Source organism: Pseudomonas sp. LBUM1673, from assembly GCF_059695645.1.
In genome coordinates this window covers 6,369,972-6,391,384 of record NZ_CP166780.1, presented here as the reverse complement: position 1 = coordinate 6,391,384, position 21,413 = coordinate 6,369,972, and the positions used below count along the sequence as shown (strand labels likewise).

Below are 21,413 nucleotides of genomic sequence, written 5' to 3'. Positions count from 1 at the left end.
AGAATTCGCATGACCAGCAACAACCCGCAAACCCGTGAGTGGCAGACCCTGAGCAGCGATCATCACCTGGCCCCGTTCAGCGACTTCAAGCAGCTGAAAGAGAAAGGCCCGCGGATCATCACGCATGCCAAGGGTGTTTACCTCTGGGACAGCGAAGGCAACAAGATCCTCGACGGCATGGCCGGCCTGTGGTGTGTCGCGATCGGTTACGGTCGTGATGAACTGGCCGATGCTGCCAGCAAACAGATGCGTGAACTGCCTTATTACAACCTGTTCTTCCAGACGGCTCACCCGCCGGTGCTGGAGCTGGCCAAAGTCATCGCCGACATCGCGCCTGAAGGCATGAATCATGTGTTCTTCACCGGTTCCGGTTCCGAAGGCAACGACACCATGCTGCGGATGGTTCGCCACTACTGGGCGATCAAGGGCCAGCCGAAGAAGAAAGTCATCATCAGTCGCAAGAACGGCTATCACGGTTCCACCGTGGCCGGCGCGAGCCTGGGCGGCATGACGTACATGCACGAACAGGGCGACTTGCCGATCCCGGGCATCGTCCACATCGCCCAGCCGTACTGGTTTGGCGAAGGCGGTGACATGACGCCGCAAGCGTTCGGTATCTGGGCGGCCAATCAGCTGGAAGAGAAGATTCTGGAAGTCGGCGTCGACAACGTCGGTGCCTTTATTGCCGAGCCGATCCAGGGCGCCGGCGGCGTGATCATCCCGCCAGACAGCTACTGGCCGCGCATCAAGGAAATCCTCGCCAAGTACGACATTCTGTTCGTGGCCGACGAAGTGATCTGCGGTTTCGGCCGTACCGGTGAGTGGTTCGGCAGCGATTTCTACGACCTCAAGCCCCATATGATGACCATCGCCAAAGGCCTGACGTCCGGCTACATCCCGATGGGTGGCCTGATCGTGCATGACGACGTGGTCGAGGTGCTCAACGAGGGCGGTGATTTCAACCACGGTTTCACTTATTCCGGGCACCCGGTGGCCGCTGCGGTGGCGCTGGAAAACATCCGCATCCTGCGCGACGAGAAAATTGTCGAGCACGTGCGTGCAGAAACGGCACCCTATTTGCAAAAGCGTCTACGGGAGCTGAACGATCACCCGTTGGTGGGGGAAGTGCGTGGGGTCGGTCTGTTGGGGGCCATTGAGCTGGTTCAGGACAAGGCCACCCGCAAACGTTACGAAGGCAAGGGTGTCGGCATGATCTGCCGGCAGTTTTGCTTCGATAACGGCCTGATCATGCGTGCCGTCGGCGACACCATGATCATTGCTCCGCCACTGGTGATTACACCGGCTGAAATCGACGAGTTGGTGACCAAGGCACGCAAGTGCCTGGACCTGACCCTGAGTGCGTTGCAGGGCTAAGTGCTAGGCTCTGAGCGAGGTGCGAAGCTTGCATTTCGCTCAGTGCAAACAAAGGATGGGTCTTTCCTTGAAAGCCTGCCTTGGATCTTGCCAGACTACCGGTTGTTCGGATGCCCAGTAACAGGCCGCTGAGCACGTGGTTAAAAAGAAAAATTGGAGCATTACCCATGAAGGCATTAGGTATGAAGATAGCTGGCAAGACCCTCCTCGCCATGTCCCTGATGGGCGTGATGGCGGGTGCCGTTCAGGCAGACGACAAGGTGCTGCACGTATACAACTGGTCCGATTACATCGCACCGGATACCGTCAAGAAGTTCGAAGCCGAGTCGGGTATCAAAGTCGTCTACGACGTGTTCGACAGTAACGAAACCCTTGAAGCCAAGTTGTTGGCAGGCAAGTCCGGCTACGACATCGTCGTGCCGTCGAACAACTTCCTGGCCAAGCAGATCAAGGCCGGCGTTTACCAGAAGCTGGACAAGTCCAAGCTGCCTAACTGGAAAAACCTGAACCCGGACCTGCTCAAAGCGGTATCGGTGAGCGACCCGGGTAACGAACACGCGTTCCCTTACATGTGGGGTTCGATCGGTATCGGTTTCAACGCCGAGAAGGTCAAGGCTGCACTGGGTGCCGATGCGCCAACCAACTCCTGGGACTTGCTGTTCAAACCTGAAAACGCTGCCAAGTTGAAGTCGTGCGGTATCAGCTTCCTCGATTCGCCAACCGAGATGATTCCGGTGGCGTTGCATTACCTGGGCTATCCAACCGACAGCCAGGACAAGAAACAACTGGCTGAAGCCGAAGCGCTGTTCCTGAAGATTCGTCCTTCGGTGGGCTACTTCCACTCGTCCAAGTACATCTCCGACCTGGCCAATGGCAACATCTGCGTCGCCGTGGGTTACTCGGGTGACATCTACCAGGCCAAGGCTCGCGCCGCTGAAGCCGGTGACAAGGTGAAAGTCAGCTACAACATTCCGAAAGAAGGTGCCGGCAGCTTCTACGACATGGTCGCCATCCCTAAAGATGCCGAAAACGTCGAAGGCGCCTACAAGTTCATGACCTTCCTGCAGAAGCCGGAAATCATGGCCGAGATCACCAACGCCGTGCGTTTCCCGAACGGTAACGCGGCGTCTACCGCACTGGTTGATAAAGAAATCACCAGCGATCCTGGCATCTACCCGCCAGCGGAAGTGTTGGCCAAGCTGTACGCGATTGCCGACTTGCCGGCCGCGACCCAGCGGATCCTGACTCGCAGCTGGACCAAGATCAAATCCGGTAAATAAGTAATAAACCCTGTAGCAGTTGCCGAAGGCTGCGTTGAGGTCCGAAGGACCTCCGCTTTTCGACAGCACAACGGCTTCGCAGTTGAACGCAGCCTGCGGCAGCTGCTACAGGGATCTTCATAAAGTTTGCTGGAACGGTTTTTCGAGGGTAAGTTGCGCGCCGGTTTTGTTGCCAGGCAGCCATGGCTGTCATGTAACGCGGGGCAACTTGGGCCCAACTAATTTTAGAGGACCTCCACGTGCCTATTTTTTCTTTGTTGCGCAATGCCCTGCTGGTCGGCGCCGGACTGACACTTGCTGTCAGTGTTCAGGCCGCTGGCACAGTGCATATTTATAACTGGTCTGACTATATCGGTGAGACCACCCTGGCCGACTTCCAGAAAGAAACCGGCATCAAGCCGGTGTATGACGTATTCGATTCCAACGAAACCCTGGAAGGCAAGTTGCTGGCCGGGCGTACCGGTTATGACGTAGTCGTGCCGTCCAACCACTTCCTTGGCAAACAGATCAAGGCCGGGGCTTTCCAGAAGCTCGACAAATCGAAGCTGACCAACTATTCCAACCTCGACCCGGTACTGCTCAAGCGCCTGGAGCAGAACGATCCGGGCAACCAGTACGCCGTACCGTATCTGTGGGGCACCAACGGCATCGGTTACAACGTCGACAAGGTCAAGGCAGTGCTGGGCCTCGACAAGATCGATTCCTGGGATGTGGTGTTCGAGCCGCAGAACATCAAGAAGCTGCACAGCTGTGGCGTGGCGTTCCTCGACTCCGCCGATGAAATGATGCCCACGGTCCTCAACTACATGGGCCTGAACGCCAACAGCACCAACCCTGAAGACTACAAAAAGGCTGAAGCCAAGTTGCTGGCAGTGCGGCCTTACGTGACGTATTTCCACTCGTCCAAATACATCGCAGACCTCGCCAACGGTGACATCTGTGTGGCAATCGGTTTCTCCGGCGATATGTTCCAGGCCAAGGCCCGTGCGGCTGAAGCTGGCAAAGGCATGAACATCGCTTACTCGATTCCGAAAGAGGGTGGCGCGCTCTGGTTCGACATGCTGGCGATCCCCAAGGATGCGGCCAACGTCAAGGAAGCCCATGCCTTCATCAACTATTTGCTCAAACCTGAGGTGATTGCCCAGGTCAGTAACTCGGTAGGCTACGCCAACCCTAACCCGGGGTCGGACAAACTGATGGAGCAGTCCATACGCACCGACGCTTCGGTTTATCCACCGCAAGCGGTCCTCGACAAGACATACGTGTCCATCGAGTTGCCACCGAATATTCAACGTTTGATGACGCGCAGCTGGACCAAGGTCAAGTCGGGCAAATAGCTTCAACCTATCCAGGTTCGCCACGTCGAGCGAACTGCAAATTCTGTTGGGAGTTTCGTAAATGGCAGTTGCCTCCGGCGCCTATAAGAAAGCCCTCGAGGGCGGCCAGACACCTAAGCAGGTGCTGGTCAAAATCGACCGGGTCACCAAAAAGTTCGACGAGACGATTGCCGTGGACGACGTGTCCCTGGAAATCAAGAAAGGCGAAATCTTCGCCTTGCTCGGCGGCTCGGGTTCGGGCAAATCCACCTTGCTGCGGATGCTGGCAGGTTTCGAACGGCCCACGGAGGGGCGCATTTTTCTCGATGGCGTAGACATCACTGACATGCCGCCGTACGAGCGTCCGATCAACATGATGTTCCAGTCCTACGCCTTGTTCCCGCATATGACGGTGGCGCAGAACATCGCCTTCGGCCTCAAGCAGGACAAGATTCCGTCGGCTGAAGTCGACGCTCGCGTGGCTGAGATGCTCAAGCTGGTGCAGATGAGCCAGTACGCCAAGCGCAAACCCCATCAGTTGTCTGGTGGTCAGCGTCAGCGTGTGGCACTGGCGCGCTCCTTGGCCAAGCGGCCGAAGCTGTTGCTGCTCGACGAACCGATGGGCGCACTGGACAAAAAACTACGCTCGCAAATGCAGCTGGAGCTGGTCGAGATCATCGAGCGGGTCGGCGTGACCTGCGTCATGGTGACCCACGACCAGGAAGAGGCCATGACCATGGCCGAGCGCATCGCGATCATGCACCTGGGCTGGATAGCCCAGATCGGCAGCCCGATCGACATTTACGAAACCCCGACCAGCCGTCTGGTCTGCGAGTTCATCGGCAACGTCAACATCTTCGAAGGCGAAGTGGTGGATGACGCCGAGGGTCATGCGCTGATCACCTGCAAGGATCTGGACCGCAGTATCTATGTGGGCCACGGCATCAGCACTTCGGTGCAGGACAAATCCGTCACCTACGCGATCCGTCCGGAAAAACTGCTGGTGACGGCCGACATGCCGACCTGCGAACACAACTGGTCCAGCGGCAAGGTGCATGACATTGCCTACCTGGGTGGCCATTCGGTGTTCTACGTCGAACTGCCGAGCGGCAAGCTGGTGCAGTCCTTCGTCGCCAACGCCGAGCGCCGTGGCCAGCGCCCGACCTGGGGTGATCAGGTTTACGTGTGGTGGGAAGACGACAGCGGCGTGGTACTTCGCTCATGAACATGCGCAAACTCAAACGCCGGCTCAACCGAATAATTCCCGGTGGCCGTCAGCTGGTCATCGGGGTTCCGTTCATCTGGCTGTTCCTGTTCTTCATGTTGCCGTTCTTCATCGTGTTGAAGATCAGCTTCGCCGAAGCCGACGTGGCCATTCCGCCGTATACCGAGATCTACACCTTCGTTGACCAGAAACTGCAGGTGCTGCTCAACCTGGCCAACTACGCGATGCTCGGCGACGATGAGTTGTACATCGCCGCTTACCTCGGCTCGTTGAAAATGGCGCTGATCAGCACCATCCTTTGCCTGCTGATCGGTTATCCGATGGCCTATGCCATCGCCAGCGCCCGCAAAGAAATGCAAACGGTGCTGGTGTTGCTGATCATGATGCCGACCTGGACCGCGATCCTGATCCGCGTGTATGCGTGGATGGGCATCCTCAGCAACAACGGTCTGCTCAATGGTTTTCTGATGAGCATGGGCTGGATCGACGAGCCGCTGCAGATCCTCAATACCAACATGGCGGTCTATATCGGCGTGGTGTATTCGTACCTGCCGTTCATGATCCTGCCGCTTTACGCCAACCTGGTGAAACACGACACCAGTCTGCTGGAAGCCGCGTCGGACCTCGGTTCGAGCACCTTCAACAGTTTCTGGAAGATCACCGTGCCGCTGTCGAAAAACGGCATCATCGCAGGCGCAATGCTGGTGTTCATCCCGGTGGTGGGTGAGTTCGTAATCCCGGAGCTGCTCGGCGGTCCGGAAACCCTGATGATCGGTAAAGTGCTCTGGCAAGAGTTCTTCAACAACCGTGACTGGCCGGTGGCGTCAGCGCTTGCGGTGGTGATGCTGGCGATCCTGATTGTGCCAATCATCCTGTTCAACCGTAGTCAGGCCAAGGAAATGGAGGGTAAGGAATGAAGCGCTTCCGTTTCTCAAGTTTCATGCTGGTTGCGGGTTTGCTGTTCATCTACGCGCCGATGCTGATCCTGGTGATCTACTCGTTCAACGCCTCGAAACTGGTGACGGTGTGGGGCGGCTGGTCGATCAAGTGGTACGTGGGATTGATGGACAATACCCAGCTGATGGGCTCGGTGGTGCGCTCGCTGGAGATCGCCTGCTACACGGCGATTGCAGCGGTGGCACTGGGAACGCTGGCGGCCTTCGTGTTGACCCGTATCACCCACTTCAAGGGCCGTACGTTGTTTGGTGGTTTGGTCACCGCGCCGCTGGTGATGCCTGAAGTCATCACCGGTCTGTCGCTGTTGCTGCTGTTCGTGGCCATGGCGCAGATGATCGGCTGGCCACAGGAACGCGGCATCGTCACCATCTGGATCGCCCACACCACGTTCTGTGCGGCGTATGTGGCGGTGGTGGTATCGGCGCGCTTGCGTGAGCTGGACCTGTCCATCGAAGAGGCAGCCATGGACCTGGGGGCGAGGCCGTGGAAGGTGTTCTTCCTGATCACGATTCCAATGATCGCGCCGTCGCTGGCGGCGGGCGGGATGATGTCCTTTGCCTTGTCGCTGGATGACCTGGTGCTGGCGAGCTTCGTTTCCGGTCCGGGTTCCACGACTTTGCCGATGGAAGTGTTCTCGGCGGTGCGCCTGGGCGTGAAGCCCGAGATCAACGCCGTGGCCAGCCTGATTCTGTTGTCGGTGTCACTGGTGACGTTCCTGGTCTGGTTCTTCAGCCGCCGCGCCGAAGAAATTCGCAAGCGGGCGATCCAGCAGGCTATCGAGGAAGGCGCTGCCGATTCCTGGAAACAACCGGACGTGCGCCGGGCGCAGGCGCCGGAAGCGGCTTGAGCCTGATGCCGGGTTGACCACCGTTGCGTGGTCAACCCAAATCTAATGTGGGAGCGGGCTTGCCCGCGATGACGTCAGTTCAACCAACAGAAATCTATTGCCCTGAACGCGCCGGCAACAGCTTCAAGGTACTGCGGGTATTGGCCGTCACTTCTTCATCATTGAAATTCGCCTGGTAATAAACCCCTTCGATATACGCGTCAGCCTGGTCGGCATAGTGGCTGTCGAACGGCACACCGCTCTGGCCGACCGGGTTGATGGTCAGGCTGTGGGCCGGGTCGGCGAAGTCGATCAGCCGCCGGGTCGATGGGCCATAGGTCACAGGCCACGGCGCCGGGCCGATTTTGGCCGAGAGGTTGTTCGGCACTTCGTGGGTGCCGGGCGCCGCGAACGGGCCGACGTTGAAGATCCGCTCCAGCGGTTTCTGCATACCCAGCGGATGGCCGTGGGTCAGGGTGTGCGCCTTGCCCCATTGCCATTGCGCGGAGTCGGCGCCAAGGGTGGTCTTGAGGTGAGCCATGCTTGCTTGCCACGCCACCTTGACCGTATCGGCGCGGGTTTCCTTGCCGGGGGTGTTGCGGTTGTCCCACCACGGTGAATCGGCGGAGGCCGCCAGGCGCGGCAGCGCGGCATCGATCACCCGGGTCGGGAGCAGCGTTTCGAAGAAGTCATTGCCCAGTTCATCACGCAGCGCCGCGTCGGCGAGGTTGAACAGAAACTGGTTGAACAGTGTGGCGCTGATGGAGTCCAGCGGGTAATCGCCGCTCCACTGCGCCAGTTGCTCCACCCGTTTGAGCTCGGCGGGATCGCTCACCACTTCACGCAGTACCGGCAATAATGGCGCCAGCAAACGCGGACCGTAGTCGGTGGTGGTGCCCAGTTGCAGCTTCTGGTTGGCCTCGTTGTCCCACTTCACGTTTTTGTCGCTGAGCTGACGATTGAGCTGCTGCCCACGATCGGCGAGGTTGTAGTAACCGGGAATCTCCATGCCGGTCGGCGACACCGGTTGAAAGTTGGCCGAGACAATGTAGCCCCGCGCCGGGTTTTCTTCCTGTGGGTTGGCGCTGAACGGGTAAAAACCTTCCTTGTCCGCCTGAGGGGTGCTGCCGTCGAGGATGAAACCGGGCTTTACCCCGACCGGGCGCTTGGGCAGCAGCGCCGAGGCCCACCAGCCGATGTCGCCCTTGGCGTTGGCGTAGACGATGTTCAGCCCCGGTGCCTGAACCTTGGACGACGCGGCGCGGGCCTTGGCCAGGGTGTCGGCGCGGTTGAGCTGGTAGAAGCCCTCGAGGATCGGATTCGGGGTCTCGAGGAAGGCCCACCACATGGCGACCGGCGTCTTGCCGGCGGCAGTACCGAGGGCATCGTTGACGATCGGGCCGTGGGGTGACCGGCGCAGGGGCAGCGTGACCGGTGACTGGCCTTTCACCGCGATCTGTTGTTCGGTGTTGACCATGTCGACCCACTGGCCGCGATACCAGACCTGGTTCGGGTTGTCCGGATTGACCTTCTCGGCGATCAGGTCCAGATCGTCGTTCTGGAACATGGTCAGGCTCCAGCCGAAGTCCAGGTTGTGACCGAGAAACGCAAACGGCACCAGCGCCTGATGGTAGCCATAAAGCTCGAAGCCCGGCGCCGACAGGTGCGCTTCGTACCACACCGACGGCACCGAGAAGCGAATGTGCGGGTCACCGGCCAGCAGTGGTTTACCGCTTTTGCTGCGGTTACCGGAAATCACCCAGGCATTGCTGCCTTCGAATTGCGGCAGGCCGTGGTCGGCCAGGGCTTGCTCACTCAAACGGGCGAGGGCGTTCAGGCCCTTCCAGTCATTGGCGGTGAGGGCTGGTGCAGGGTTGGCGTTCCCTTTGGCCAGCACGCCCTTGGGCTGCCAGTCGAGATCGAAGATGCTCAGGTACTCGGCGCCCAGTTGGTCACGCACGTAAGTCAGCAAGGGTTCGGTGCGAAACGCCGCGGCAAAGCTGTAGGCCATGTAGCCGGCGATGCTGATGCTGTCTTCGGCGGTGAAAGGGCGCTTGGGGATCCCCAGCACGTCGAACTCTACCGGCGCAGCGTGGCTGTCCTGATATTGATTGATGCCGTCCAGATAGGCTTGCAGAGCCTTCCATGCCGGCGACTGACGATCCAGCGCGGCCACATAGCTTTCAGCCCGTTCGCGAATGCGCAGGCTGCGAAACAGTTTGTCGGTGTCGATCAGTTTCGGGCCGAGGACTTCGGCCAGTTCGCCACGGGCCAGGCGCCGCATGGCTTCCATCTGGAACAGTCGGTCCTGGGCGTGCACGTAGCCGAGAGCGCGGTAGAGGTCGGTTTCGTTTTCGGCACGGATATGCGGCACGCCGCGCTCGTCGTAACGCACGGTCACCGAACCTTGCAGGTGCTGCAACTTCACCAGGCCCTGGCGCGTCGGTTGCTTGCTGTACACATACCAGCCGCCCCCGGCGACGAGCACGACGATCAGCAAGGCAAGTACGGTCAGGATGCGCTTCATGGTGACTCCTTGTTCTTTCGGGAATGCCGCCCGTGTGGGCTGCAAACGTGTAGCACAGACCACCTGTGCCGGGCATCGCGGTCCTGGAAAAGTCAGGAATGCCTTACTTCACCTGCGCAGGCCACGGGCAGTAGCAACCCACCGCCAGTGTGTGGGTGGCGTTCACCGTCCGGCCTTCGTTCAGCGCTTGCAGGATGGGCTCGATAAAACTGTTGCTTGAATTGCAGGTCAGGCCTTCGCTGTACGGACCGAAATACGCCAGCTGGCCGCTGCGGTCCCAGATCGCCACCGCCGGGCTGGCAGGAATCTGTTCGGAACCTGGCAGGACGGTGAGGGTTTTAAGGCGGCTCAAGGTGCTGGGCAACTGACCGTGACTGCCGGGCTTTTGTACCGCATAGAACTCGACGCCCTGCGGCCCATACTGCTCAACCAATTCGGTCAGGTGTTGTTGGTTGCCGACATTGCACGGGCAGGCCGGGTCCCAGAAGTGCACCAGGCGAATGGCGCCGGGGCCGGCCAGTTCGTCCGGCAGGCGCAATGGATCGCCGGAGAACACCGCAGTGTGCGAACTGAAGGCGCGCAAGTAGCGCCCCTGAAACCAGTCATAGGCGGCCCACAGCACGCCGGCACACACAAGGGCGAGCAGGCTGGCAAGCAGTGTGGTGCGGTAGGCCGGACGCATGGGTTTCAATCCTCGAAGGTCGGCTAGCTTGCCATGCTTGCCGCGACAGATGAATATCGCAGGCCCATAAAGTCCGTTTCGCGCTCTGGAATAGCCCATGTCCGCCACTTTCGATCCCGATCATTTGCGTGCCAGCCTACGGCCATTGGCCGAGTGGCAGCCGCTGTCGAGCGAGGCCATGGCCTATCAGAATTTTTATGGGCTGGATTTCCCGCAGCGAACCTTGCGCAGTGGCCTGGGGCGTTTCGAGGTCGATGGCTATGAAGTGGTCAGCCAGCTCTGGTGGCCCGAGCGGGCGAAGGCGACGCTGTTTCTGTTTCACGGCTTCTACGATCACACCGGGCTCTATCGGCATGTGATCGAGTGGGCGCTGGACCAGGGTTTTGCGGTGATCGCCTGTGACCTGCCAGGGCATGGCCTGTCCAGTGGCGAACGGGCGAGCATCAAGGACTTCGCCGAGTATCAGAGCACGCTGCAAGGGCTGTTGGCCGAGGCGCAATCGCTGGGCCTTCCGCAGCCCTGGCACCTGTGTGGGCAAAGCACTGGCGGGGCGATCGTGATCGATCATGTGCTCAATCAGGGCGCGAACAGTCCCGCCCAGGGACAAGTGATTTTGCTGTCGCCATTGGTGCGGCCGCGAGCCTGGGGCTGGTCGCAGCTCAGTTATTACCTGCTCAAGCCGTTCGTCAAAGGCATCGCCCGGCGTTTCAGCGAGAACTCCAACGACCCTGACTTCCTGGCGTTCCTGCAAGCCGATCCGCTGCAACCGCTGCGTCTGTCAACGGCCTGGGTCGGCGCGCTGGGGCGGTGGATCAAGCGTATCGAAGCGGCACCGAGCAGCCCACGGCGACCGCTGATTGTGCAGGGGCAGGCGGACATGACCGTGGATTGGGAGCACAACCTTGACGTATTGCGAGGCAAGTTCGATCGGCCTCAGGTGCTGATGCTGCCTGAGGCACGGCATCATCTGGCGAATGAGACGCCGGGTTTGCGGCAGGAGTATTTCGGGTTTTTGACCAGGCGGATGAAGGGGCGGAATCTTTAGTGGCCATTGCGACCCTATCGCGAGCAGGCTCGCTCCCACATTAGACCGTGTCTGGCTGGGCAACCCGGTCAACTGTGGGAGCGAGCCTGCTCGCGATAGCGATCTACCGGTCGTTGCAGATTATTGGGTAAGGCTCGACGTACTCTGCCCCACCGCCAACCCCGCCCGAATCGCCGCCAGTGCGGCCTGATAGTAAGCCTTGCCTTCAATGGACTCGGCAAAGGTCGCGAACTCTTCCAGTTCGTCATCCGACAGGTCGCGGTAGACATACAGCAGCGTGTTGTTCAGGTCGGCGCCGATCTGCTCCATCAGGCGCTGGCGCTGACCGTTCAACATGCCTTGAGCCTGTCCGCCGCCGAGCAGGCCGGGGATCATCGAGCTCAGGCTGTCGGCCGCCACGCCAGCGATCGCCAGGCTGACTTCAGCGCCGGCCTCGCGGGCGGGGAGGGCCTGGGCGAGGTGGCCGATGATCAGCTGGCGGGTATCGCTGGCCTGCATTTTCGGCAAGCCCTTGGCGTTTTTCGCCAATTGATCGCGACGGGTTGCCAGCAGCTCGGCGGCGACGATTTTCTTGCCCAGGGGCGATTGAAAGAAGGTCAGCGCAGGTTTCGGGTCGGTGAGCTTCTTGCGCAGTTGCGCTTCGGCACGCTGATCCATGGATTTGGGGGCGAAACGCTGATTGCTGTTGTTGACCAGGGCCTGAAACACCGCTGGCGGCAGGCTGTTCTGATAACGCTGCTGAGCGGCCGAGAGCGCATCGTTGAAATGCGCGCGTTGTTCTGGCCAACCGGCGACCTTGTACAACTGGTCGTGGCCGTCTGCCCAGGCGGGCAAAACGCAGAACATCAGCAGTGAGAAAAGCAAGCGACGCATAGGGACTCCTGTCAGCAGCCGACTATTCTCCGTGCGGCATTCGTACTTGTCGAGAATTCGTATCAGGTTGAGTGCCTTATCCGACCAATCCTCCGCTGCGCGGCTCTGTCGGATTTGCGGGCACAGGAATATTATGCGCGCCATGCACATACCCTCTGATCACCCGCTGCTGTTACGTATCGTCGATGACCTGGCTACACGCGGCTGGTCGCGGCAGAATATTTTCCTGCCTCTGGATCTGACCCGGGCACTGGCGGCCGAGTGCCGCAAACGTGCCACCGAGGGCGAGCTCGCACCGGCCGCCGTGGGGCGCGGGCCGTTTTCGGAGATTCGTGAGGGCATTCGCGGTGACCATATCCAGTGGCTCGAGCCCGGTCAGGCCGAGGCTTGCGACCGCTATCTGGGGTTGATGGACAGCCTGCGCGAGGCGATGAATCGCGGTTTGTTTCTGGGCCTGGAAGATTTCGAAAGCCATTTCGCCCTGTATCCGCCCGGTGCTTTCTATCTCAAGCATGTCGACCGTTTCCGCGACGACGACCGGCGCATGGTCTCGGCGGTGATCTACCTCAATGACGCTTGGCTACCCGAGCATGGCGGTCAGTTGCGCATGTACCTGGACGAAGGCGTCGAACATGATGTGGTGCCCACCGGCGGATGCCTGGTAGTGTTCCTGTCGGGCGAGGTGCCCCACGAAGTCCTGCCCGCGACCCGAGAACGCCTGTCGTTGACGGGTTGGTTCCGCCGTCGTGGCAACGAGCCGTTCTGATCATGCAAAAGATTCTGGTAAGTCGCTGTTTGCTCGGTCACCGCGTCCGTTATGACGGCGGGGCCAGTGGGCTGTTCTATCTATTGGAGCAGTGGATTGCCGAAGGCCGGGTGGTGCCGTTGTGCCCGGAAGTCGCTGGCGGGTTGCCGACGCCAAGGGCCGCGGCGGAGATTCCCGGTGGGCAGGGCGGTGAAGTGCTTGATGGCCTTGCATCGGTCATCAGCACCGAGGGCAAGGACGTCAGTGCCGAGTTTCTTTCGGGGGCCTATCAGGCGCTGGAACTGGTGCAACAGCATGGCATCCGTATTGCCGTGCTCAAGGCCAACAGCCCCTCCTGCGGGAATCTGCTGACCTATGACGGGACGTTCAGCGGCGTGAAGGTCAGCGGTGAGGGTGTCACCGCGGCATTGCTCAAGCGCAATGGCGTCCAGGTTTTCAGCGAGCTGGAGTTGGTCGAAGCGGCACAGGCTCTGGCAGCCCTGAACTAGCGGCCTGCCCAAAACCCATGTGGGAGCGGGCTTGCTCGCGAAGAGGGAGTGTCAGTCGACATCAATGTTGCCTGACACACCGTATTCGCGAGCAAGCCCGCTCCCACATTAAATCTTCAGTGCCTTATGGTTTCGGCGCCACACTCGTATCCGCCCCGAACCACTTTTGCGACAACCCTTCCAATCGGCCATCCCCCTTGATCCGCTGCAAGGCGTTTTCGAGGCTGGCATGAAACGCCGGGTTACCCTTCTGAAACGGAATCGCCAGGCTCACCGGCGGGCCGGCCTTCGGTTCTTCTTCCTTCAGCGATTGCACCAGCACCAACGGGCGTGGCTGCTCTTCTTTCTGCGCGAGCAATTGCGCATCGGCGTAGCTGTAAGGTTCGCTGAAGTCGAAACGATCCTTCAGGTCCGGGGTCTGTGCTATGTGATTGATGGCCACGTCGTACTTGCCGCTTTCGACGCCGGTCAACAGGTCGCCGGAATCGGTGACGACGAAGTCGGCCCGTACATCCAGCTCACCGGCCAGCAGTTGACCCAACTCGACCTCGAAGCCGGTCAGTTTGTCGTCATCCTTGAAATTGAAGGGCGGTGTATTAGCCTCAAGGGCAATGCGCAATTCGCCGCGGTCGTTTACATCATCCATCAGTTCGGCATGAGCCAAAGGGCTCAAAAGGGGCAGCAGGCAGATCAGGCCAGGCAAAAAGCGCATGGTCACTCCTTTGAATTCATTTATCGCGACGCGCTGTTCAGGCTCGCTTTGCTATGGTTGTCGTGTGCCTTCGACAACGAATGGCCGTGAAGTTGTCACGGTCGAGCGAATTTTACGGAAAAACTGGAGAAGAGAATGAAAAGCTTTATGTCACGAGCAGCATTGGCTGGCCTGCTGATGGGGGCTTCGATGCTGGCAGCTGCTGCTACACCGGCGCCCAAAGGTGCAGAAGTGTCCATCGTTTCTCCTGCGGACGGTGCCACGGTTGCGCAAACCTTCATCGTCAAGTTCGCCGTCGAGAACATTGCGTTGGCGCCAGCGGGTGACGTCACCAAAAACACCGGCCATCACCATTTGCTGATCGATGTCGACAAACTACCGGCCGCCGGTGCTCCGATTCCAGCGGATGCCAACCATATGCACTTCGGCAAGGCGCAGACCCAGGCTGAAATCAAACTGGCACCGGGCAAGCACACCTTGCAGCTTGAGCTGGGCGACAGCGGTCACCTGCCGTTCGATCCGCCAATCGTTTCGAAGAAAATCACCGTGACTGTGAAGTAACTTTTCCACAGCCATGAAAAAGCAGCCGTAAAAAAGGGAGCTCCGAGGAGCTCCCTTTTTTGTCGCTCAAGTAGCGATCAGAACAACACGCGGCAACGAATGGTGCCGTTGATGTGCTGCAGCTTCTCTTGCGCCAGGTCCGAGTACTCGGCATCGACGTCGATCACGACGTAGCCGACTTTCTCGTTGGTCTGCAGGAACTGACCGGAAATGTTGATGCCGTTTTCAGCGAACACCTTGTTGATCTCGCTCATCACACCCGGAATGTTCTCGTGGATGTGCAGCAGGCGGTGCTTGCCAGGGTGAGCCGGCAGGGCCACTTCCGGGAAGTTCACGGACGATACCGAAGTACCGTTGTCGCTGTACTTGACCAGTTTTTCCGCCACTTCCAGACCGATGTTGGCCTGCGCTTCAGCGGTGGAACCACCGATGTGCGGGGTCAGGATCACGTTGTCCAGGCCTCGCAGCGGGCTTTCGAACTCTTCTTCGTTAGAGCGCGGCTCTACCGGGAATACGTCGATGGCCGCGCCGATCAGGTGCTTGTCCTTGATCGCGTCCGCCAGGGCGTCCAGTTCGACCACGGTGCCGCGAGCAGCGTTGATCAGGATGCCGCCCTTCTTGATGGCGCGGATTTCCTTCTCGCCGATCATCCACTGAGTGGCAGCGGTTTCCGGAACGTGCAGGGTGACGATGTCGGACATGCCCAACAGCTCGTTCAGATTGCCGACCTGAGTGGCGTTGCCCAGTGGCAGCTTGGTCACGGTGTCGTAGAAGTACACTTGCATCCCTAAGCCTTCTGCCAGAACAGACAATTGGGTACCGATCGAGCCGTAACCGACGATACCCAGCTTCTTGCCCCGGATTTCGAAGGAGTTGGCTGCGCTTTTGATCCAGCCGCCACGGTGGCAGGAAGCGTTCTTCTCAGGGATGCCGCGCAGCAACAGGATCGCTTCGGCCAATACCAGCTCGGCTACGGAGCGAGTGTTGGAGTACGGCGCGTTGAATACCGCGATGCCGCGTTCGCGAGCCGCGTTGAGGTTGACCTGGTTGGTGCCGATGCAGAAACAGCCGACAGCCACCAGCTTCTTCGCGTGATCGAAGATCTCTTCGGTCAGTTGAGTGCGGGAGCGAATGCCGATGAAGTGAGCATCAGCGATCTTTTCCTTCAGCTGGGCTTCCGGCAGAGAACCTGTGAGGTACTCGATGCTGGTGTAGCCCGCCGCCTTGAGGACGTCGACAGCCGATTGGTGGACGCCTTCGAGAAGAAGGAACTTGATCTTGCTCTTATCGAGAGAAGTCTTGCTCATCTGCGTAAACCTGTGTCCCGGAGAAAAATTGGCAGGAAGTCAGCAGATGCTGACCCGGACGGCAAGAAAGCCGTCGCCGCAGAACAGCCTTTGGGCACTATCCTGCGGGGTCGGTATGCTAGCATATGCACCCCGCTAAACACTCATTCCTGCGACGTGAAGCGTCCTCAGGATGACCATGAATTGTTCGAGAGTTCTGTCGATGACCAATCCTGCCCTGATTGATGAGCTGAAGACCCTGGTTGAGCCTGGTAAGGTGCTGACCGACGCCGACTCCCTGAATGCTTATGGCAAGGATTGGACCAAGCATTTCGCCCCGGCCCCGACGGCCATTGTGTTCCCCAAGACCACTGAGCAAGTCCAGGCCATTGTCCGTTGGGCCAATGAGCACAAGGTTGCGCTGGTGCCTTCCGGCGGTCGTACCGGGCTTTCCGCTGCTGCGGTGGCGGCCAATGGCGAAGTGGTCGTGTCCTTCGACTACATGAACCAGATCCTCGACGTGAACCTCACTGACCGCACGGCTGTTTGTCAGCCGGGGGTGGTCACCGAGCAATTGCAGAACAAGGCCGAAGAACACGGCCTGTACTACCCGGTGGACTTCGCGTCGGCCGGTTCCAGCCAGATTGGCGGCAATATCGGCACCAATGCTGGCGGGATCAAGGTGATTCGCTACGGCATGACCCGCAACTGGGTGGCCGGCATGAAGGTCGTCACCGGCAAGGGCGATCTGCTGGAGCTGAACAAAGACCTGATCAAGAACGCCACCGGTTACGACCTGCGTCAGCTGTTCATCGGCGCCGAAGGCACCCTGGGCTTTGTGGTCGAGGCCACCATGCGTCTGGACCGTGCACCGAAAAACCTCACAGCGATGGTCCTCGGTACTGCTGATTTCGATTCGATCATGCCGGTATTGCACGCGTTCCAGAGCAAACTGGACCTGACTGCATTCGAATTTTTCTCCGATAAAGCGTTGGCCAAGGTCATGGCACGTGGCGATGTGCCGGCGCCGTTCGAATCCGATTGCCCGTTCTACGCGCTGCTGGAATTCGAAGCGACCACTGAAGAAGTGGCCAACCACGCCCTGGAAACCTTCGAGCACTGCGTCGAGCAAGGCTGGGTGCTGGACGGCGTAATGAGCCAGAGTGAAACCCAGTTGCAGAACCTCTGGAAGCTGCGCGAATACATCTCCGAAACCATTTCCCACTGGACGCCGTACAAAAACGACATTTCGGTCACTGTGTCGAAAGTCCCGGGATTCCTGAAGGAAATCGACGCGATCGTCGGCGAACATTACCCGGATTTCGAAATCGTCTGGTTCGGTCACATCGGCGACGGCAACCTGCACTTGAACATCCTCAAGCCGGATAACCTGAGCAAGGACGAGTTCTTCGCCAAGTGCGCCACCGTCAACAAGTGGGTGTTCGAAACCGTCGAGAAATACAACGGTTCGATTTCCGCCGAACACGGTGTGGGCATGACCAAGCGTGACTACTTGACCTACAGTCGCTCGCCGGTTGAGATCGAGTACATGAAAGCCGTCAAAGCGGTGTTTGATCCGAACGGCATCATGAACCCGGGCAAGATTTTCGCTGTTTGATTCTTCGAATTTAAGAGCACGAAGCAGGAGTCGGTAATGAGCTATCAGCACCAGTATGTCGACGGTACGCGTATTCACTTCCCGCTGGGGAAAGTGGTGTGCATCGGCCGCAACTACGCCGAACACGCCAAGGAACTGGACAACCCGGTGCCTACCGAACCACTGCTGTTCATCAAGCCGGGCAGTTGTGTGGTGCCACTGGAAGGCAGTTTCAGCATTCCAACCGAACGTGGCTCAGTGCATTACGAAGCGGAAATCGCCGTGTTGATCGGCAAGCCGTTGTCGACCAAACCGAGCCGTGAAGAAGTGCTGGATGCCATCTCCGGTTTTGCTCCGGCCCTGGACTTGACCCTGCGCGACAAGCAGGCCGAGCTGAAATCCAAAGGCCTGCCATGGGAAATCGCCAAGTCTTTCGATGGCGCGGCAGTGATTGCGCCGTTCGTGGCCGGCAGTACTTTTGCCGACCTGACCGACATCGGCATCCGTCTGACCATCAACGGCGAAGTCCGCCAGGATGGCAACAGCGAGGACATGCTGAACCCGATCGTGCCGATGATCCAGTACATGGCCGGCTGCTTCTCGCTGCAGGCAGGTGACGTGATCCTCACCGGCACACCGGTGGGCGTTGGCCCGCTGAATGTCGGCGATGAGCTGGTGATTGAATTGCCAGGCGCCAGCAGCTTCACCAGCAGCGTCCGCTGACCCAACGCAAAACCCCACATTGGTTTTGTGATCCTCCCTGCATATCGCATCTGCCCGCATAGGGCTTTCCCGCCATTTCCCGTTTTTTTCACATCGTGTCTGGATAATTCCGGGGCGTCTGGCGTCTGAGCCAGTCCCAATGTGTTATTACCCATAGCCTGAATTTCTGGAACACATCCCTGCATGGCCACCCAACCGTTGCCCAAGCTGAAAACTGCCCGCCGCTCGCGCTTCGTTGTGCGTTGGTATTCCTGGCTTTTGCTGGTGGCGGCTGCGGTGTATAGCCTCGTGTTTGCGATGCACTGGGATGACCGCGGTGTGCTTTGGGTGCTGGAGCGTTTCGAAAGCCCGGCCGAGCGCAAAGAGAGTATCTGGCTGCCGGATTACCGGGCGGTGATCGACGCCAAACTGCTGCCGGGCATGGAGAAGGACGAAGCATCGGACGTGTCTTACGACCCTCAAACCAAAACCCTGTTTGCAGTGATGGGCAAAAAGCCGTTCCTGGTCGAGCTGACGTTGCAGGGCGATGTGTTGCGCAAGATGCCGCTGGTGGGTTGGAGCAACCCGGAAGGGGTGACGGCCATGGGCAATGGTTTGCTGGCGATTGTCGATGAGCGTGCGCACCTGCTCTCCATCGTCAAGGTCGATGCCGATACTCGCGAGCTGAACATCGCCAATTTCCCGAAATACGATCTCGGCTCGTCGAACGACCAGAACAAAGCCTTCGAGGCGATCGCCTGGGATGCGCACAAGCAGCAATTGCTGCTGGGTGAAGAGCGTCCGCCGGCGCTGTTCAACTGGAAAAGCGACGGCAGCCAAATCCTCAAGGGCGACAAGCAAAAGCTGTCCAGCGATGAGCTGGACATCCGCAACCTGTCGGCCCTGGCCATCGACCCGCGCACCGGCCACACCCTGGTGCTGTCCGCCGATTCTCACTTGTTGCTGGAGTTGGACGAGAACGGTGAGCAAGTCAGTTTCATGACCTTGCTCGGTGGTTTCAATGGTCTGAAGAAAACCATTCCCCGTGCCGAAGGCGTGACCATGGACGAAGCAGGCACGTTGTATATGGTGAGCGAACCGAACCTGTTCTACCGCTTCGAAAAACAACAGTAGGCGTTCGATAGTTGTGGTCGCAGGCCACTGGCCATTAAGCTTGAATTCATACTGCCGTGGTATTTCATCAGCCCGCCCTGTTTTCGAGCTTGCCTGAATGCGCCGACTTGCCCGTCCCAAACCCTTGATGTTGATCCTGTCGGTAATCGCGCTGATCGTGCTGGTTGCCGTCGGTCAGCACCTGCGCCTGTTCGAGCGCACCTGGTTCAATGTGCAGGCGCTATGGCAGCCGATGAATACCCAGTCCATCGGTCTGGATCAGTATCAGGTAGCGATCGAGGCGCGAGTCATTGACGGTCTGGACGATGATGTTTCCGCGCTGACCTTCGATCCCGTGCGCAAAAGCCTGTTCACCGTCACCAATAAAAACGCCGAATTGATCGAGTTGTCCCTGGAGGGCAAAATCCTGCGGCGTGTGGCGCTGGTCGGGTTTGGCGACCCGGAGGCGGTGGAGTTCATCAGCGCTGACACTTACGTGATCACCGACGAGCGCGAGCAACGGCTGATTAAGATTCATCTGGAGAAGGACACGACGTTCCTCGATGCCGCGGACGCCGAGCAGATGACCCTCGGCGTGCACATGAGTGGCAACAAGGGTTTCGAAGGGTTGGCCTATGACTCGGTGGGCAAGCGCTTGTTTGTCGCCAAGGAGCGCGATCCGATGCTGATTTACGAGGTGCAGGGCTTTCCACACTACAACCCGGAAAAATCCTACGCGGTGCATGTGGTGAACAACCCCAAGCGCGATGCCGGGATGTTCGTGCGAGACCTGTCGAGCCTGCAATACGACGAGCGCAGCGGTCATCTGCTGGCGCTGTCTGATGAGTCGCGATTGATTCTGGAGCTGGATGTCGACGGACGGCCGCTGAGCACCATGTCACTGAGCAAGGGGCGTCAGGGATTGCACAAGACTGTGCCGCAAGCGGAAGGTATCGCGATGGACGACGACGGCACGATGTACCTCGTCAGCGAACCGAACCTTTTCTACGTATTCAAGAAACCAACACAAAACTAACAAGCACCCCAAAACAAATGTGGGAGCGGGCTTGCTCGCGAAAGCGCACTGTCAGCCGACATCTCTATCGACTGACACGGCCTCTTCGCGAGCAAGCCCGCTCCCACAGGGGGATGAGTGTCGATCACAAATTTTGTATTCGGCTTACTCGGCGCGCAGGGTTTTCACGCCTTCGCTCGTGCCCAGCAGCAGAACGTCGGCCGGCCGGGCGGCGAACAAACCGTTGGTGACCACGCCGACGATGGCGTTGATTTGTGTTTCAAGCTCCACCGGGTTGGTGATCTGCATGTTGAACACATCGAGGATGATGTTGCCGTTGTCGGTCAGTACGCCTTCGCGGTAAACCGGGTCGCCGCCGAGCTTCACCAGTTCGCGGGCCACATGGCTACGGGCCATCGGGATCACTTCCACCGGCAGCGGGAACGCACCGAGCACCGGCACCAGTTTGCTGGCGTCGGCGATACAGATGAAGGTCTTGGCCACGGCCGCCACGATCTTCTCGCGGGTCAGGGCCGCGCCGCCGCCCTTGATCAGGTGCAGGTGCTCGTCGCTTTCGTCGGCGCCGTCGACGTAGAACTCCAGGTCGCTGACGGTATTGAGTTCATACACCGGAATGCCGTGGCCCTTGAGGCGCGCAGCGGTCGCTTCGGAACTGGCGACCGCGCCATCGAACGCGCCTTTGTGCTTGGCCAGGGCATCGATGAAGCAGTTGGCGGTGGAGCCGGTGCCGACCCCGACGATGCTCTTGTCGTCGAGTTTCGCAAGGATGAAGTCGACGGCGGCCTGGGCCACTGCCTGTTTGAGTTGATCCTGGGTCATACGGGCTCCGAGGTGCCGAAAGGGGGACGAAAGGCCGGCATTATAGGCCTCGCGATGGGGAAGGTCATTGCCCGATTGGCGGGTTGCTTTTGTGGCGAGGGAGCTTGCTCCCGCTCGGCTGCGCAGCAGTCGTAAAACCTGCTGATACAGTGTGCCTGAAAGAACGGGTTGCCTGTTTTGGGGAGCGCTTCGCACTCCAGCGGGAGCAAGCTCCCTCGCCACAACGAG

General features: G+C 59.3%; 20 protein-coding genes. 14 read left to right on the top strand and 6 right to left on the bottom strand.

Annotated features, from left to right (window positions below; all coding sequences use genetic code 11):
• The first annotated feature begins 9 nt into the window (after positions 1-9).
• The 6 genes from ACA044_RS29275 to ACA044_RS29250 all read left to right on the top strand — a co-directional run bounded on the left by ACA044_RS29275 (position 10) and on the right by ACA044_RS29250 (position 6,999).
• A complete protein-coding gene (locus ACA044_RS29275) occupies positions 10-1,374 on the top strand; it encodes an aspartate aminotransferase family protein (protein ID WP_497444351.1) in 1,365 nt (454 codons plus the stop codon).
• Positions 1,375-1,556: 182 nt separating this feature from the next.
• Positions 1,557-2,654: a polyamine ABC transporter substrate-binding protein gene (locus ACA044_RS29270; protein ID WP_052964627.1), complete on the top strand. Its 1,098-nt coding sequence runs from the start codon at positions 1,557-1,559 to the stop codon at positions 2,652-2,654.
• Positions 2,655-2,893: 239 nt separating this feature from the next.
• On the top strand, positions 2,894-3,991 hold the full coding sequence (locus tag ACA044_RS29265; RefSeq protein ID WP_008067987.1) for a polyamine ABC transporter substrate-binding protein: 1,098 nt from the start codon (positions 2,894-2,896) through the stop codon (positions 3,989-3,991).
• Between the two features lie 61 nt (positions 3,992-4,052).
• Positions 4,053-5,195 carry an ABC transporter ATP-binding protein gene (locus ACA044_RS29260; RefSeq protein WP_497444350.1) on the top strand — a complete coding sequence of 381 codons (1,143 nt, stop codon included), beginning with the start codon at positions 4,053-4,055 and terminating at the stop codon, positions 5,193-5,195.
• Between the two features lie 35 nt (positions 5,196-5,230).
• Entirely contained in the window at positions 5,231-6,112 is an 882-nt protein-coding gene (locus tag ACA044_RS29255) for an ABC transporter permease subunit (protein WP_497447330.1), read from the top strand.
• Positions 6,109-6,999, top strand: coding sequence for an ABC transporter permease subunit (locus tag ACA044_RS29250; protein WP_497444349.1), 891 nt, complete (start codon positions 6,109-6,111; stop codon positions 6,997-6,999). Before ACA044_RS29255 ends, ACA044_RS29250 begins: the two co-directional genes overlap by 4 nt.
• Positions 7,000-7,093: 94 nt before the next feature.
• On the opposite strand, the gene ACA044_RS29245 is transcribed toward ACA044_RS29250, so the two are convergent.
• Both ACA044_RS29245 and ACA044_RS29240 read right to left on the bottom strand, forming a co-directional pair.
• Complete coding sequence (locus ACA044_RS29245) at positions 7,094-9,505, bottom strand: penicillin acylase family protein (protein WP_497444348.1); 2,412 nt, start codon at positions 9,503-9,505, stop codon at positions 7,094-7,096.
• Between the two features lie 103 nt (positions 9,506-9,608).
• Positions 9,609-10,187 (bottom strand): DUF6436 domain-containing protein, encoded by a 579-nt coding sequence (locus ACA044_RS29240; RefSeq protein ID WP_497444347.1) that lies wholly within the window; start codon positions 10,185-10,187, stop codon positions 9,609-9,611.
• Between the two features lie 97 nt (positions 10,188-10,284).
• Between ACA044_RS29240 and bipL the strand changes: the two genes are divergently transcribed.
• Positions 10,285-11,232 carry a phospholipase BipL gene (gene bipL / locus ACA044_RS29235; protein WP_497444346.1) on the top strand — a complete coding sequence of 316 codons (948 nt, stop codon included), beginning with the start codon at positions 10,285-10,287 and terminating at the stop codon, positions 11,230-11,232.
• 120 nt (positions 11,233-11,352) lie between these two features.
• On the opposite strand, the gene ACA044_RS29230 is transcribed toward bipL, so the two are convergent.
• Positions 11,353-12,105, bottom strand: coding sequence for a DUF2059 domain-containing protein (locus tag ACA044_RS29230; protein ID WP_497444345.1), 753 nt, complete (start codon positions 12,103-12,105; stop codon positions 11,353-11,355).
• 133 nt (positions 12,106-12,238) lie between these two features.
• Between ACA044_RS29230 and ACA044_RS29225 the strand changes: the two genes are divergently transcribed.
• Both ACA044_RS29225 and ACA044_RS29220 read left to right on the top strand, forming a co-directional pair.
• A complete protein-coding gene (locus ACA044_RS29225) occupies positions 12,239-12,871 on the top strand; it encodes a 2OG-Fe(II) oxygenase (protein WP_497444344.1) in 633 nt (210 codons plus the stop codon).
• Between the two features lie 2 nt (positions 12,872-12,873).
• On the top strand, positions 12,874-13,359 hold the full coding sequence (locus tag ACA044_RS29220) for a 2-thiouracil desulfurase family protein (protein WP_497444343.1): 486 nt from the start codon (positions 12,874-12,876) through the stop codon (positions 13,357-13,359).
• A gap of 124 nt (positions 13,360-13,483) precedes the next feature.
• Here ACA044_RS29220 and ACA044_RS29215 read toward each other — a convergent pair whose 3' ends face one another.
• A complete protein-coding gene (locus ACA044_RS29215; RefSeq protein WP_497444342.1) occupies positions 13,484-14,071 on the bottom strand; it encodes a transporter substrate-binding domain-containing protein in 588 nt (195 codons plus the stop codon).
• A gap of 135 nt (positions 14,072-14,206) precedes the next feature.
• On the opposite strand from ACA044_RS29215, the gene ACA044_RS29210 reads away from it, so the two are divergent.
• Positions 14,207-14,632 carry a DUF4399 domain-containing protein gene (locus ACA044_RS29210; RefSeq protein ID WP_497444341.1) on the top strand — a complete coding sequence of 142 codons (426 nt, stop codon included), beginning with the start codon at positions 14,207-14,209 and terminating at the stop codon, positions 14,630-14,632.
• Between the two features lie 77 nt (positions 14,633-14,709).
• On the opposite strand, the gene serA is transcribed toward ACA044_RS29210, so the two are convergent.
• On the bottom strand, positions 14,710-15,939 hold the full coding sequence (serA, locus tag ACA044_RS29205; protein WP_497444340.1) for a phosphoglycerate dehydrogenase: 1,230 nt from the start codon (positions 15,937-15,939) through the stop codon (positions 14,710-14,712).
• Positions 15,940-16,141: 202 nt separating this feature from the next.
• Between serA and ACA044_RS29200 the strand changes: the two genes are divergently transcribed.
• The 4 genes from ACA044_RS29200 (at position 16,142) to ACA044_RS29185 (ending at position 20,366) form a co-directional block, all read left to right on the top strand.
• Entirely contained in the window at positions 16,142-17,536 is a 1,395-nt protein-coding gene (locus ACA044_RS29200; RefSeq protein WP_032835036.1) for a D-2-hydroxyglutarate dehydrogenase, read from the top strand.
• 36 nt (positions 17,537-17,572) lie between these two features.
• A complete protein-coding gene (locus ACA044_RS29195; protein ID WP_497444339.1) occupies positions 17,573-18,238 on the top strand; it encodes a fumarylacetoacetate hydrolase family protein in 666 nt (221 codons plus the stop codon).
• A 183-nt stretch (positions 18,239-18,421) separates the two neighbouring features.
• Entirely contained in the window at positions 18,422-19,351 is a 930-nt protein-coding gene (locus tag ACA044_RS29190; RefSeq protein ID WP_497444338.1) for an SdiA-regulated domain-containing protein, read from the top strand.
• A 97-nt stretch (positions 19,352-19,448) separates the two neighbouring features.
• Positions 19,449-20,366, top strand: a complete 918-nt coding sequence (locus ACA044_RS29185) for an SdiA-regulated domain-containing protein (protein WP_497444337.1) — start codon at positions 19,449-19,451, stop codon at positions 20,364-20,366.
• A gap of 144 nt (positions 20,367-20,510) precedes the next feature.
• Here ACA044_RS29185 and rpiA read toward each other — a convergent pair whose 3' ends face one another.
• Positions 20,511-21,185, bottom strand: a complete 675-nt coding sequence (rpiA, locus tag ACA044_RS29180) for a ribose-5-phosphate isomerase RpiA (RefSeq protein ID WP_497444336.1) — start codon at positions 21,183-21,185, stop codon at positions 20,511-20,513.
• Positions 21,186-21,413: the final 228 nt, after the last annotated feature.